At 75.5% G+C, this 13,345-nt stretch carries 14 protein-coding genes; 6 read left to right on the plus strand and 8 right to left on the minus strand.

Annotated features, from left to right (window positions below):
* Nucleotides 1-89: 89 nt before the first annotated feature.
* Together purH and PATMI_RS0110290 are read left to right on the plus strand one after the other, a co-directional pair.
* Nucleotides 90-1,742, plus strand: coding sequence for a bifunctional phosphoribosylaminoimidazolecarboxamide formyltransferase/IMP cyclohydrolase (gene purH, locus PATMI_RS0110285; protein WP_026910836.1), 1,653 nt, complete (start codon nucleotides 90-92; stop codon nucleotides 1,740-1,742).
* Between the two features lie 88 nt (nucleotides 1,743-1,830).
* Nucleotides 1,831-2,250 (plus strand): Rid family hydrolase, encoded by a 420-nt coding sequence (locus tag PATMI_RS0110290; RefSeq protein WP_026910837.1) that lies wholly within the window; start codon nucleotides 1,831-1,833, stop codon nucleotides 2,248-2,250.
* Here the strand turns inward: PATMI_RS0110290 and PATMI_RS0110295 are convergent.
* The gene (locus tag PATMI_RS0110295) at nucleotides 2,238-2,894 is read right to left on the minus strand and encodes a hypothetical protein (protein WP_026910838.1); all 657 of its coding nucleotides are present in this window, start codon (nucleotides 2,892-2,894) and stop codon (nucleotides 2,238-2,240) included. The genes PATMI_RS0110290 and PATMI_RS0110295 overlap by 13 nt on opposite strands.
* 161 nt (nucleotides 2,895-3,055) lie before the next feature.
* On the opposite strand from PATMI_RS0110295, the gene PATMI_RS0110300 reads away from it, so the two are divergent.
* Nucleotides 3,056-3,874, plus strand: a complete 819-nt coding sequence (locus PATMI_RS0110300; protein ID WP_169738349.1) for an SRPBCC family protein — start codon at nucleotides 3,056-3,058, stop codon at nucleotides 3,872-3,874.
* Nucleotides 3,875-3,883: 9 nt separating this feature from the next.
* Here the strand turns inward: PATMI_RS0110300 and PATMI_RS29015 are convergent, their stop codons facing one another.
* From PATMI_RS29015 to PATMI_RS0110335, 7 genes are read right to left on the minus strand one after another with little or no spacing between them, the layout of a single operon-like run.
* Nucleotides 3,884-5,596 carry a polyamine aminopropyltransferase gene (locus PATMI_RS29015; RefSeq protein ID WP_084269844.1) on the minus strand — a complete coding sequence of 571 codons (1,713 nt, stop codon included), beginning with the start codon at nucleotides 5,594-5,596 and terminating at the stop codon, nucleotides 3,884-3,886.
* Complete coding sequence (locus tag PATMI_RS0110310) at nucleotides 5,593-6,027, minus strand: DUF350 domain-containing protein (RefSeq protein WP_051471303.1); 435 nt, start codon at nucleotides 6,025-6,027, stop codon at nucleotides 5,593-5,595. Before PATMI_RS0110310 ends, PATMI_RS29015 begins: the two co-directional genes overlap by 4 nt.
* Before the next feature lie 4 nt (nucleotides 6,028-6,031).
* Complete coding sequence (locus PATMI_RS0110315; protein WP_026910841.1) at nucleotides 6,032-6,943, minus strand: hypothetical protein; 912 nt, start codon at nucleotides 6,941-6,943, stop codon at nucleotides 6,032-6,034.
* Nucleotides 6,940-7,377: a DUF4247 domain-containing protein gene (locus PATMI_RS0110320; RefSeq protein WP_026910842.1), complete on the minus strand. Its 438-nt coding sequence runs from the start codon at nucleotides 7,375-7,377 to the stop codon at nucleotides 6,940-6,942. The genes PATMI_RS0110315 and PATMI_RS0110320 overlap by 4 nt, the downstream gene beginning before the upstream one ends.
* Nucleotides 7,374-7,910 (minus strand): DUF2617 family protein, encoded by a 537-nt coding sequence (locus PATMI_RS0110325; RefSeq protein WP_026910843.1) that lies wholly within the window; start codon nucleotides 7,908-7,910, stop codon nucleotides 7,374-7,376. Before PATMI_RS0110325 ends, PATMI_RS0110320 begins: the two co-directional genes overlap by 4 nt.
* Before the next feature lies 1 nt (nucleotide 7,911).
* Nucleotides 7,912-8,262: a hypothetical protein gene (locus PATMI_RS0110330; RefSeq protein ID WP_026910844.1), complete on the minus strand. Its 351-nt coding sequence runs from the start codon at nucleotides 8,260-8,262 to the stop codon at nucleotides 7,912-7,914.
* Between the two features lie 34 nt (nucleotides 8,263-8,296).
* The gene (locus PATMI_RS0110335; RefSeq protein ID WP_026910845.1) at nucleotides 8,297-8,914 is read right to left on the minus strand and encodes a DUF4178 domain-containing protein; all 618 of its coding nucleotides are present in this window, start codon (nucleotides 8,912-8,914) and stop codon (nucleotides 8,297-8,299) included.
* A 147-nt stretch (nucleotides 8,915-9,061) separates the two neighbouring features.
* Here PATMI_RS0110335 and PATMI_RS36620 point away from each other — a divergent pair, with 147 nt between their 5' ends.
* From PATMI_RS36620 to PATMI_RS0110355, 3 genes are all read left to right on the plus strand, one after another.
* Nucleotides 9,062-10,750, plus strand: coding sequence for a DEAD/DEAH box helicase (locus tag PATMI_RS36620; RefSeq protein WP_157260707.1), 1,689 nt, complete (start codon nucleotides 9,062-9,064; stop codon nucleotides 10,748-10,750).
* Between the two features lie 177 nt (nucleotides 10,751-10,927).
* The gene (locus tag PATMI_RS34330) at nucleotides 10,928-12,313 is read left to right on the plus strand and encodes a Vgb family protein (protein WP_051471307.1); all 1,386 of its coding nucleotides are present in this window, start codon (nucleotides 10,928-10,930) and stop codon (nucleotides 12,311-12,313) included.
* 277 nt (nucleotides 12,314-12,590) lie between these two features.
* Nucleotides 12,591-13,271, plus strand: coding sequence for a TIGR00266 family protein (locus tag PATMI_RS0110355; RefSeq protein ID WP_026910846.1), 681 nt, complete (start codon nucleotides 12,591-12,593; stop codon nucleotides 13,269-13,271).
* The last annotated feature ends 74 nt before the right edge of the window (nucleotides 13,272-13,345 follow it).

The raw sequence follows: 13,345 nt of genomic DNA on the forward strand, positions 1-13,345 counted from the left end.
CCGGGGCGTTGCGCGCGCGGGCCCTCCTGCCGTCCGGGACGGGACCGGCCGGGTCCGGACGGGGGACGACGACTATCCTCGGCCGGGCCATGCCGGATCCGCTCGAGACGACCGCCCCCGACCGCGTCCCGGTGCGCCGAGCGTTGCTCTCGGTGTCCGACAAGACCGGTCTGGCCGAGCTGGCGCAGGCCCTGCACGACGCCGGGACGGAGCTGATCTCGACCGGCGGCACCGCGAAGGCGATCAGCGACGCGGGCCTGCCCGTGATCGCCGTGGAGTCGATCACCGGCTTCCCGGAGATGATGGACGGCCGGGTCAAGACGCTCGACCCGCACCTCTTCGCCGGCATCCTCGGCGTCCGCGATCTCGACACGCACGCGACGGCCGCCGCCGAGCACGGCATCGGCTGGATCGACCTCGTGGTCGTGAACCTCTACCCCTTCGAGGCGACGGTCGCCAAGCCCGACGTCTCGCTCGCCGCCGCGATCGAGAACATCGACATCGGCGGCCCGTCGCTGATCCGCGCGGCCGCGAAGAACCACGGCTACGCCGGCATCCTCACCGACCCCGCGCAGTACCCCGCGGTGATCGAGGAGCTCAAGACGTCCGGCGACGGTTCGCTGGGGATCGTCACCCGCCGCAACCTCGCGCTGCAGGCCTACGCGACGACGGCGCGCTACGACGCCGCGATCTCCGGCTTCCTGCAGGACCAGGAGGAGTTCGACGGCTCGCAGCTGCCGCTCGGCCACCCCTGCGGGCACCCCGCGTCGGGCGGCCGGGTGCCGTTCCCGGCCCAGTTCTCCCGCGGCTACGTCCGCGACCGCACGCTGCGCTACGGCGAGAACCCGCACCAGCGGGGCGCGTACTACCGCCGCGCCGGCGCCCCGGCCCACCTGCTGGGCGGCGTCGAGCAGCTCCACGGCAAGGAGCTCTCGTTCAACAACCTGCTCGACCTCGAGGCGTCCCGTGCGATCGCCCGCGAGTTCGACGAGCCCGCCGCGGTCATCGTCAAGCACAACAACCCGTGCGGCGCCGCGATCGGCGACTCCAGCCTGCAGGCGTTCCAGCGCGCCCTGGCCTGCGATCCGGTCTCGGCGTTCGGCGGCATCGTCACGCTGACCCGCCCGGTCGACCTCGCCGCGGCCGAGGCGCTGTCGAAGCTCTTCGTCGAGGTGCTCTTCGCCCCGGCGTTCGACGACGACGCCCTCGCGCTCCTGTCCGAGAAGCCCAACGTGCGGCTCCTGACCGGCGACGACGCCGCGCTGAAGGGCCTCGAGCGCCTCGACGTCCGCTCGGTCGCCGGCGGCGTCCTCGTGCAGGACACCGACGAGGTCCAGATCGACCCGGCCACGATGTCCGTCTCGACGAAGGCCCTGCCGACCGACGCCCAGTGGCGCGACATGCTCTTCGCCTGGCGGGTCATGCGGCACGTGAAGTCCAACGCGATCGTCTACGCGAAGGACGGCGCGACCGTCGGCATCGGCGCCGGGCAGATGAGCCGCGTGGACTCGGCCCGCATCGCCGCCGAGAAGGCCGCCGAGCACGGGCTCGACCTCACCGGCGCCGCCATGGCGTCCGACGCGTTCTTCCCGTTCCCCGACGGCCTGGAGATCGGCCTGCAGGCCGGCGTCACCGCCGTCATCCAGCCGGGCGGCTCGATGCGCGACGAGCTCTCGATCGAGGCGGCCGACAAGGCGGGCGCGACGATGGTCTTCACCGGGCGGCGCCACTTCCGCCACTAGGGCGGGTGCCACCCGCGGCGTGGTCCGGGGAAGGGTTTCGGACGCAGGGACAACGAGCGCCGGTCAACATCGCCGTAACCTCTCCCGCATGAGCCGCGATCAGGACCGCGTCCAGCGCTTTCACTCCGGCGGGCCGTGGGAGACCGAGGTCGGCTACTCACGGGCGATCCGCGTCGGCGACCGCGTGCTGGTGTCCGGGACGACCGCCGCGCGCGGCGACGAGCCGATCCCCGAGGACGTCGGCGAGCAGGCCCGGCTCGCGCTGGGGACGATCGAGCGCGCGCTGGAGCAGGCCGGGTCCGAGCTGCGGGACGTCATCCGCTCCCGGGTCTTCGTCGTCGACCTGCCGACGAACGGTCCGGCCGTGCTCGAGGCCTACGGCGCGGCGCTGCGCGGCGCGCGGCCGACCATCTCGACGCTCGGCATCGTCGCCCTCGTCGACCCGCGGCTGAAGGTCGAGATCGAGGTCGAGGCGATCGTCGGCGCCGGCGCGGTCTACGAGGGCTGAGGCCCGGCGACCGTCGCGGCCGCGCCGCCCGGGGGCCACACGTCGACCATCCGGCCCGGCACCGCGGTGCCGATCCACGCGTTCCAGGTCTCGTCGTCCGCGGAGCGCTCGAGCACGAGGCGGCGGGACGGCATCTCCTCGCGGGTGAAGACGACGCGCTCCACGTCGGCGTCCGAGACCGGCTGCAGGCCGCCCCGCCGGGAGCGCTGGCGCTCGCCCGTCGCGTCGACCGGGCCGGCGTCCGCGGCGAGGCGGACCCACTCGTGGTTGCGCCACGTCAGGCGCTCGGCGCCCGGGTCCAGGGTGTCCGGCCGCTCGGCGCGCACGGCGAAGACGACCTCGTCGTCGCGCCCGGCGGTCTGCAGCCAGCCGCCCTGGCCGCGGTCGTCCAGGTGCCACGCCGACCACGCCTCGCCGCCCTCCGGGGTCACGTGCTGGACGCCGCGCACGAACCACCGCTGCCGGTCGAACTGCAGCTCGACGCCGATCGCCAGGTGGTCGAGCCCGACGAACGCCGTGCCGTCGTGGGCGGGCATCCCACGCTCGCGCACCGCCGCCTCGTTCCGCGTCGCGATGCGCAGCGGCACGACGAACGCGACGAGCGACGCGACGGCGAGGAGCCCCATGACGATCGCGAGCAGCACCCCGCGAGGATAGGGCGGATCGCGGCGACGGCGGCCCGCGACGACCGGCGGCCCGGCGGTGCGGCGTGCCACCGCGCCCACGTCGCTGCGACCATGGGCGACGACCGCCCGGACCGATGCCGTCCGGGGGCGCACCGTCCGCCACCGACCTCCGCCCGCCGATGACCGACGTCCCCGACCTCGCCGACCACCCCGCCGACGACGCCGACGCCGTCCTGGTCCGGCTGCGCGCGACCGTCCGCGGCACCCCCGAGGAGGTCTGGTGGTCGGTCGCCACCGGCGCGGGGATCGGCACCTGGTACGTCCCGGCGAAGGTCCAGTCCCGCGTCGGGGGCGCGGTCGTCACCGACCACGGGCCCTTCGGCCACAGCCACGGGGTCGTCACCGCGTACGACCCGCCGCGCCGGTTCGCCTACGAGGAGCGCGCGTGGGGGCAAGAGGTCCCGCCGTGGCGGACGGAGGTCCTCGTCGAGCCCGGCCCCGGCGGCGTCTGCGAGGTCCGGCTGACGAGCGGCCTGACGACCGACGGCCCCCGCTACCGCGACGCGATCGGGCTGACCGAGGAGGCCTGGGTCGCCGGGCTGCGGAACCTGCGGCTGGCCCGCGAGCACTTCCCGGGACAGGAGGCCGGGGGCGTCTTCGTCGTCCGCGGCGTACGGGCACCGCAGGGCGAGGCGTGGGCGGCGCTCCTGCGCGCGCTCGGCCTGGCGGACGCGGTCGTCGGGGACGAGGTCGCCGCGACGGAGGGCGCGCCGGCGCTCGCCGGGGTCGTCGAGGAGGTCCGGCCGACGAGCCTGCTGCTGCGGACGACCGCGCCCGCACCGGGCTTCGTCGAGCTCTCCGCCCACACCTGGACGACGACGTCGCTGCTCGTCCACGCCCACCTCTTCGGACCGGCGGGCTCGGCGGTCGCGGAGGCCGAGCGTCCCCGCTGGGACGCCTGGCTGCACGCGCGCTTCCCGGGCGCGAAGCCGACGTAGGGCCCCCGGCTAGTAGTCCGCCCACCCCTTGCGGGTGTAGTCGAGGATCGCCGGGCGGTTCAGCGTCGTCGGGCGGACGTCCCGGGGGCCGCGGTCGGCGGGGAAGGTCGCGGCGGCCCGCAGGGTCGCCTGGTCGAGGAACCGCAGGCCGGGCGGGGGAGGGGAGCCGACCGACAGCGGCGGGGCCTGCGGGGCGCTCGCCGGGCCGGCGAGCCAGAAGCCCCAGTCGCCGAACGTCGGGACGTCCACGTGGTACGGCCGGCCGCGCCAGCCCGCGAGCTGCAGGGTCTTCCCGACCGACCAGAACGCGTCCGCGGCGAAGTACGGCGAGCCCGACTGGACGACCGCGACGCCGCCGGGGGCGAGCACGCGGCTGCGGACCATGCCGTACATCTCGGCGCTGTAGAGCCGGGCGAGGCCCTGGTCGTCAGGGTCGGGGAAGTCGACGATCACCGCGTCGTAGCGGTCCCCGGTGCCGCCCTTCGGGTGGTCGCGGACCCAGTTGAAGGCGTCGCCGTTGGTGACCCGGACCCGCGGGTCGTCGAACGATCCGTGGTTCAGCCGCCGCAGGCGCGGGTCGGTGCGGGCGAGCCGCGTCATCGCCGGGTCGAGGTCGACGAGGTGGGCCGACGCGACCTCGCGGTGGCGCAGGACCTCGCGCAGCGCCATGCCGTCGCCGCCGCCGAGGACGAGGACCTTCAGGCCCCGCGACCGGGCCTCCGGCGTCGTCGCCGCCAGGGCCGGGTGGACGAGGGCCTCGTGGTACCGGTACTCGTCGCGGCTGGAGAGCTGGAGGTCGCCGTTCAGGTACAGCCGCACGTCGGGCGTCCCCTTGAACGTCAGGCTCTCGGTGACGTCGATCTCCTGGTACGGGGTGCGCTCCGAGACGACGATCGGGTCGTCGTAGAGCTGCTGGCGGGCGGAGACCTCGAACCGGCCCGCGTAGGCGAGACCCAGCACCACGGCGACCAGGCCCGCCGCGAGCAGGCCCGTGGACGCGATCGCCCCGCGCCGCGTCAGGTCGCCCCGGAAGACGACGAAGATGATGAGTGCGGCGCAGAGGAGGTTGACGAGGCCGGCCGCCAGGGCCCCGCGCATCTGGCCGAGCAGCGGCAGCAGCACGAACGGGAACGCCAGGCCGCCGACGAGCGCGCCGACGTAGTCCGCAGCCGTGAGGTCGGCGAGCGCGCGGGCCGCCGCCTGCCGGCGCACCCGCTGGAGGAGCTCCATCAGGAGCGGCAGCTCGGCACCGACGAGCGCGCCGCAGACCAGCGAGGCGACGATCACGGCCGGCGTGTAGACCCCGGCGTACGCGAAGGCGGCGTAGCAGGCGAGGACGGAGAACCCGCCCGCCACCGCGACGCCGGTCTCGACCACGACGAACGCCGCGAGCGGCCGCCCGAGCAGCGGCTTGGCGGCCAGCGCGCCGAGCCCGAGCGCGAAGACGAACAGCGAGACGACCAGAGACGTCTGCGTGACGGTGGCGCCGACGAGGACGCCGCCCAGGGCGATCAGCGCGAGCTCGTAGACGAGGGCGCACGCGGCGCACGCGCCGGCGGCGAGCAGCAGGAGCGCCCGGACGGAGCGGGGCGAGGCACCGGCGCCGGACGTCGTGCCCTCCGCCGTGGAGGCGCCGGCGGCCGGGCCGCCGGGACCCGCCGCGGCCGGCGTCGCGTCCCCGGTCGGGCCCGGGACGGCGCCCGCGGCGCCGTCGGCGCTCACGAGATGGAGGCGGCGACCACGGCCCCGACGGCGAGGTGCGTGACCACGGTGATCCAGACCGCCGGGTGGTGGTCGTCGTGGGCGACCATCTCGCCGAGGTCGCCCGGCGTCAGGAGGTCGACGACCTTGAAGACGAGCCCGATGAGGATCACCCCGAGCAGCCCGTAGCCGAACGCGTCGACGAGCCCCTTGCCGAGGTCGTCGTCGGAGCTCAGGATCGCGACGACGACGGTCATCGTGTTCGCCGCGAGCCCCGACGCCAGGACGGCGGTCAGGTCGCGGTTGCGGTCGGTCCAGATCTGCTTCTTCAGGTCGCCCGGGGTCGCGAGGTCGACGGCGACGAAGCCGGCGACGAGCACGAGCAGGCCGACGACGGAGTAGGCGGCGGCGCTGCCGAGGCCGTTCAGGAGGTCGTTCAGGGTGTCGTTCATCGGCCTAGGGGGTGGTGGTCGTGGAGGGCGGGGCCTTCGACGGGCCGGCGTCCTCGCCCTTGCGCGTGCCGAGGAACCCGCGGACGAGCAGGAATAGCGCGACGAGCAGCAGCCCGACGGCGATCGCGATCCCGACGCCGTGCGCCCGGATCCAGTCGGAGCCCGGTGAGCCCGTCAGGCGGTCGTCGTTCGGAGCGGCCCCGGTGGGGGCGACGGCGGTCTCCTCGGCGGGCTCCGCGCCGTCGAGCACGAGGGGGAGCGCGGCGGTCAGGTTGCGCAGCGCGAGGTCGTCGTCGTTCCCGAGCAGGTCGCCGTCCGAGACCCCGGTGAGGCCCTCGAGCCGCTTCGTGGCCTCGGAGCCGGTGAGTCCGGGCACGTCCGTCACGACGCTCCAGCCGGCGCTGTCCTCGGACTCCGACGACGAGCTCGTGTAGTTCAGGCTCACGTTCACCACGACGTAGCCCTTCGCGCAGGACGGCCCGCCGGGGCGCTGGTCGGGCCCGTCGTTCGACAGCACCTCGTCGCGGTCGGCGGCGCCGGACCCGGAGAGCGACACCTGGTAGCCGAAGCAGACGTCGGTGTCGTCCGTCGCCTCCGCGAGCGTCTGGGCGAGCTCGACGCGGTCGGCGGCGTCGAGCAGGATCCCGGGGCCCGCCTGCTCGGCGGTCAGCACGGGCTGCGTGGACGTCGGGGCGGTCGGGTCCACGGGCAGGGTGGTCGTGCTCGACGGCGATGTCGTGGCCCCGGAGCCGGGGAGCTGCGTCGTCGGTGCCGTGGTCGACTGCGCGGCCGCGGGTCCGGCGGTCGCGGCGAACAGCGCCGCCGTCAGGACGGTCGCCAGCGCCCGGCGGCGTGGTCCGGCCGGGCGTCCGGTCCGGTCGGGGCCGGTGCCCGTCGTGGAACGCCGGGACGTCACTTGCCCGTCCCCGGTCCGCCGCCCCGGAAGCCCTCGGCCCGCCCGGAGTACGTGCCGAAGTAGCCGCCGACGAACGGGTACCAGTGCGCGTAGCCGCGCTCGGCGTCGTCGACGCTGATCTCGCTCCCGCCGCCCGTCCGCGGGCGGATCGCGATCAGGTCGTCGGAGTAGCGGAGGAAGACGCCGCCGGGATCCGTCAGGCGGTCGGCGGGCTTCCACGCGTCGGTCAGGCGCTTCGTGACGCGCTCCACCCGCTCGGAGGTCCGGTAGACGTCGGAGCCGTTCCGCTTGCCCGCGGAGGCGTAGTGGTCCTTGACCCAGCTGCGCGGCGACGAGCCGCAGGACGACAGGCCGCCGATCAGCAGGCCGAGCGCGACCAGCAGCAGCACGCCGCCGGCGACGAGCGCCAGGGGGGACTTGCCGCGGAGGCTCATCGGGCGGCCCCGGCGAGGAGCAGGGCGGCCGCCGAGGAGCGGGTCCGGACGACCTCGCCGCGCTCGGGGTAGAGGTGCCAGGTGTCCCACGACACGCCGTCCTGGCGGACGACGGCGCGCAGCCCGGTGGTGGCGCCGGGGACGCCCGGGAACGCGGCCACGAGGCCGTGGGGATCGGCGGCCAGGAGGTCGTGGAGCTCGTCCGAGAGCGCCACCACGGCGTCGGTGCCGGGGACGTCGACGTGGGCCGAGAAGCGGTACCGGACGCCGTGGTCGTCGACGCGGTCGGGTGCCACGGCGAGCGGCCTGCCGGCAGTCAGGCCGCAGGCGACGGTCTCGGTCACGGTGGTCCCGTCGGGGAGGGCGATCCCGACGGCGTGGGAGGCCCCGAGGACCGCGAGCCGCAGCGCGCACGGTGACGCGGGGACGTCGAGCGTCGCGAGGGCCTCCGGGGCCGGACCGCCCGGCCGCAGCGACCACCCGAGCTCGGCGGCGGCCGCGTCGCGGAACGGGACGTCGATCAGCGTGCGCACGTCAGCGCCCGTCCTCTCGTCGGTCGTGGGCCGGGTCCGGGTCCTCGTCGCGGTGCGACCGCAGCGACTCGAGCGCGAGCTCGGCACGGCGGGCCAGGTCGCGCAGCTGCTCGATCCGGGGCTCCAGCGCGACGGCGCGGCGCTCCTGCAGCGCGGCGTCCTCGGCGAGTCCGGCGAGGCCCGGGGCCTCCGCGCGGTCGCGCAGCCGGCGGCTCTCCTGCAGGGCCTTCGCCCGGACCGTCACGACGGCCGCGACGGCCTCGCGCGCGGCGGACAGGGCCTGCTCGGCCGAGCGGATCGCGTCGGACGCCGACGGGTCGCCGGTCGGCCCGCCGGCGGCGCCGTCGGTCACGGTCGGTGCTCCGTCGCGACGCCGTCGGCGCCCCTCACCGGGCGCCCTCGGCGGCCGACCCGGCGGGGTAGATCTCCAGCAGGTGCGCGGCGACCTGGGTCCCGGTCGAGACCTCCCAGGAGCCGTCCTTGGACCAGCGCTCGAAGCCGAGCATCCGGCCGCCCTCGGCCGCGTAGTCGGCGTACCAGGCGGTGCCGACCGCCGGCAGCCCGGTCGTCCCCGCGGTCGTGTACGCCGCCTTGCCCGACTCGACCTTCCTGTAGGTGCGGCCGTCGTGGGTCACGGAGCCGCGCGTGGGGGCGAGGTCCCCGGGGGCCGCGACGCCCTGCCAGAACGCGACGTCGGTGCCGTCGGAGAGGTCCACCGACAGCCACGTCTTGACGTCGCTGCCGGCGTCCAGGTGGTACTCGGTCCACTCCGAGCCCTCCTCGTTGAAGCGGATCTCGCCCCGGACGACGTAGTCGTGGCCGTCGTGGGCGACGACCGCGCCGACGCCGAGGCCGGCCGTCGGGCCGCCCGAGCGGTCCGCGAGGGGGTCCTTCGGCGTGGGGAGGACCAGCTGATCCCCCTTCGCCACCGTGGCGCGCGCCCAGAGGAAGAGCAGCGCGGCGACGATGACGATGATCAGGATGATGGTCATCTGGCCTTCCATGGCGCGGAGCCTAGCGGGAGTGCGCCAGTTCGACGAGCGGCCGCACCGATCCGCGTACCGCGCACGCTTCGCGACCGATCCCGCGGTGTACGCCTCTCAGCAGGCGGTTCGCACCCGTCCGTCGGATCCCCCAACATGGTCGGTCGCGTGACCACCGCTCTCCCCACACCCCCCGGCCTGCGCGTCTGGCAGCAGGAGGTCCTCGAGAAGATGGCCGCCTGGGAGCGCGGCGTCTTCCTGATCGCCGCCGCGCCGGGCGCCGGCAAGACCCGTCCGGCGCTCGAGCAGGCCGTCCGGATGCTCTACGCCCGGCAGGCCGACCGCATCGCGCTGATCTGCCCGACGGCGCCGCTGACCCGGCAGTGGGCGGAGGCCGCGGGCCGGCTCGGCGTCCACCTGGCGCCCGACGCGCCGGAGCTCACGCCCCCGGCCGGATTCCACGGCGTCGCCGTCACGTACGCGCGGGTGGCGATGTCCGCCGAGCGGTTCGCGGCGCAGTGCACGGAGTCGACGATCGTGATCGCCGACGAGGCCCACCACCTCGGCGAGGAGCTCGCGTGGGGCAAGGGCTTCGACCTCGCCCTCGGGAAGGCGCGCCGGTGGCTGCTGCTGTCGGGCACGCCGTTCCGCTCGGACCAGTCCGCGATCCCGGGCGTCGAGTACGACAGCGACGGCGTCACGCAGCCGGACTACGCCTACGGCTACGCGGACGCGGTCCGCGACGGCGTCTGCCGCCCGGTGTCGTTCATCCCCTTCGACGGCACGATGTCGTGGCAGTCCGGCGACGACACGGTCGAGGCGTCGTTCGCGGACGCGGTGTCGTCCGACCAGCGCGCGCGGCGGTACCGGACGGCGATCTCGACCGACCTCGAGGGTGCCCTGCCGAAGATCCTCCGCGAGGCCGACCAGCGGCTCGCGCGCCTGCGGGCGGACTCGCACCCGGACGCCGGGGGCCTCGTCGTCGCCGCCGACGGCGACCACGCGCGCGCCGTCGCCGCGACGCTGCACCGGATCACGGGCACGCCCCCGACGGTGGTCATGCACACCGACGCCATGGCGCACCGCAAGCTCGAGGCGTTCACGAACAGCACCGACCCGTGGATCGTCGCGGTGAACATGGTCTCGGAGGGCGTCGACATCCCGCGCCTGCGCGTCGGCGTCTACGCCACCGCGGCCAAGACGGCGATGATCTTCCGGCAGATCGTCGGCCGCTTCGTGCGCACGATCCCGAACCGGCCGATCGAGGGCTCCTGGCTCTACATCCCGGCGGAGCCGACCCTGCGCGCCCACGCGGGCGAGATCGCGAAGGAGCTCGTGCCGTTCCTGCGGCGCAAGGAGGACGCCGACCCCGACGCCCCCGAGCAGCTCCTCGACGAGCCGTCGGACAAGGCGGAGGACGAGCTCGGCCTCGTGGCGGAGTTCAAGGCCCTGAACGCCGACATGGCCGCCGAGGCGCAGCTCGACCTGTTCGGCGGCGCGACGCCCCTGAAGCCGCAGGCGGCCGCCGGGACGGGGATGGCCGGCTCGACGGGGGCGACGACCGGCGCCCCGATCCAGCCCGTCGGGGCCGGGCCGGGCGGCCACGCCTTCGACGCGGGCGGCGGGGTCGGAGCGTTCGCCGCCACCGAGGTCCCGCTCTGGCAGCAGCGCCAGCGCCTGCGGGAGACCCGCCACCGGCTGGTCGGCGAGCTCGGACGCACCCGCAGGGCGACCCAGCGCGAGGTCAACGCCTGGGTGAACAAGCAGATCGGCATCACCCGCGTCCAGGACGCCACGGTCGAGCAGCTCGAGTCCTCGATCGACCTGATCGAGCGGGCGCTGATGGGGAAGGCGTAGCGCGGGCCCACCGCGGGGTCCCGTCCCGGTCCCGCGACCTTGTGCGCCGCAGCGGGAAGGAGAACGATGGGCCCACCCCGTCGTCGTGCCCCGGAGCCCCCTGTGCCCAGCCCCTCGCCCCGCTCATCCCGTCGCCCGGCCCGCCGGCGTCCCGGAGTCGCAGCGCTGCTCGCCGTCGTGGGCCTCGCGATCGCCGCGTCGCCCGCCGCGGCCGCACCGGCCGTCGACGGGATCTACGACCTGCCCGGCGTCCCCCGGCAGCTCGCCTCCGACGGGACCTCCGTCTGGGTGACGACCGACGACCCCGCCGCGGACGTCGCGCGGGTCGACGCGTCGGGGACGGTCACGCCGTTCGACCTCCCCGGGATCGCCGGGCCCGTCGGCATCACGAAGGGCCCCGACGGCCTGATGTGGCTGACCACCACGGGCGGCGTCGCGCGGTTCTCCCCGGCGAACCCCGCGGGCGCGGAGGCCTTCCCCGTCGCGACGATCACCGATCCGCGCCGGATCGTCAGCGGACCCGACGGCGCCCTCTGGACCGCGTCGAACGACAAGGTCGTCCGCATCCCGACGGCGGCGCCCGCCACGGCCACCGCGTTCACGGTCCCCGGGATGGGGGCCCGGGGCATCGCGTCCGGGACCGACGGACACCTGTGGGTCGCGGACTTCGGCCAGCAGCAGGCCGTCCGGATGGCGACCGACGGGACGTTCACCACCACCGCGCTCGGGGACGCCCCGCAGGAGGTCGCCGCCGGCCCGAACGGCCAGGTCGCCGCGACGACCCCGACGACCCCGCCGCACAGGGTCTCGCTGCTGACGGGCACGTCCGCGGCGGTCCCGACGCTCGTGCCGGGCGACCCGTTCGGCATCACCTACGCCGAGGACGGCGCCTACTGGACCGCGCGGTTCGCCGACTCGACGCTCGGCCGCGTCGGCACCGACGGGCAGCTCACCACCCTCGCCGGGCTGCCCGCGAACTCGGGGCCCCGCCAGCTCACCACCGGGCCGAACGGCACGCTCTGGGTCGGCCTGGAGAACGTGAAGAAGATCGCGCGGGTCACGGGCGTCACGGCGCCGACGACCGGCGGCGGGGGCACGGGCGGCACCGGTGGCGGCGGGACGGGCGGCACCGGATCGACCCCCGACACGACCGCGCCCACCGTCACGCGGCTGTCGCTGTCGCGCACCGTCTTCCGCACGGGCGCGGCGCTCCGGGCGCCGTCGCGCCGTCGGGCGGGGATCGGCACGCGGCTGCGGCTGACGCTCTCGGAGGCCGCCACGGTCCGAGTGGTCGTCGAGCGCCGGACCACCGGTCGCCGTCGCGGGAGCTCGTGCGTCGCCCCGTCGCGGGCCCGCCGCGGCGCGCGGTCCTGCGTCCGGTACGTGGGCGTCAGCGCGCTGAGCCAGGCCGGGAAGGCCGGCCAGAACGACGTCGCCTTCACGGGCCGCGTGTCCGGGCGGGCCCTCGTCGCCGCCCGGTACCGCCTGCGGATCACCGCCGCCGACGCCGCCGGGAACCGCTCGACGGAGACGGTGCGCAGGGTGCGGGTCGTCCGGCGGTAGGGGCGGCGCCGCTCACGGACGACGGGTGCGTCCGTCGTCGTCCGATCGCCGGACGGGTAGCCTCGTCGACATGTCCCGCCGCATGACGCTCTGCGCGATCTTCCCGTACGCGGCCGCGCTGGTCGCGTTCGCGCTCGGCGCCTGACGGGACGCCGCCGCTGCTCCGGATTCGTCACGAACCCGTGAAGGTCCCGGCCTCCGGGGGTCGGGTCGCGGACCCGCGTATAGGGTCGTCCGACGCGCACCCGCGCCCCTCGATCACGACCCGGAGTCCACCATGGACGTCACCGTCCGCCACGCCCCGAGCTTCGCCGTCGCCCGCCTGAACCTGGCGTCCGGCGAGTCCCTGAACGCCGAGTCCGGGGCCATGATGGCGACCTCGGCGGGGGTCGAGATCGAGGCGAAGATGCGGGGTGGCCTCAAGGGCGCCTTCAAGCGCAGCGTGCTGGGCGGCGAGTCGGTCTTCGTCACGAAGTTCACGGCCCCGTCGCAGGGCGGCTGGGTCGACGTCGCCGCACGGCTGCCCGGCGACGTCGTCGTGCTCCCCGTCCACGGGGCGCTCAGCGTCGCCCGGGGCGGGTACCTCGCGGCGGACGAGGGCGTCGACATCGACGCGAAGTGGGGCGGCCTGAAGAACCTGGCCGGCGGCGAGGGCGGGTTCCTCGTCCGCGTGCAGGGCGAGGGCCAGGTCGTGGTGGCCGCCTACGGCGCGATCGACGTCGTCGAGCTGCAGGCCGGCGAGTCGTTCGTCCTCGACTCCGGGCACATGGTCGCCTACGAGGACGGCGTCGAGATGCAGCTCCGCCGCGCGGCGTCCGGCGGGCTGATCCAGTCGGCCAAGAGCGGCGAGGGCCTCGTCTTCGAGTTCACGGGGCCGGGCCGGGTCTGGACGCAGAGCCGCAACCCGGGCGAGTTCATCGGCTGGCTGACGGCCGAGCTGCCGTTCTCGCGGGGCTGATCCGGGCCCGGGACCCCGCCCGGGCACGCTCCACCTCGGGATCCACCCGCTGGTGGATGGCGTTCCGCCGCCCG

The organism is Patulibacter minatonensis DSM 18081 (assembly GCF_000519325.1).
In the GTDB taxonomy this organism is placed as follows: domain Bacteria; phylum Actinomycetota; class Thermoleophilia; order Solirubrobacterales; family Solirubrobacteraceae; genus Patulibacter; species Patulibacter minatonensis.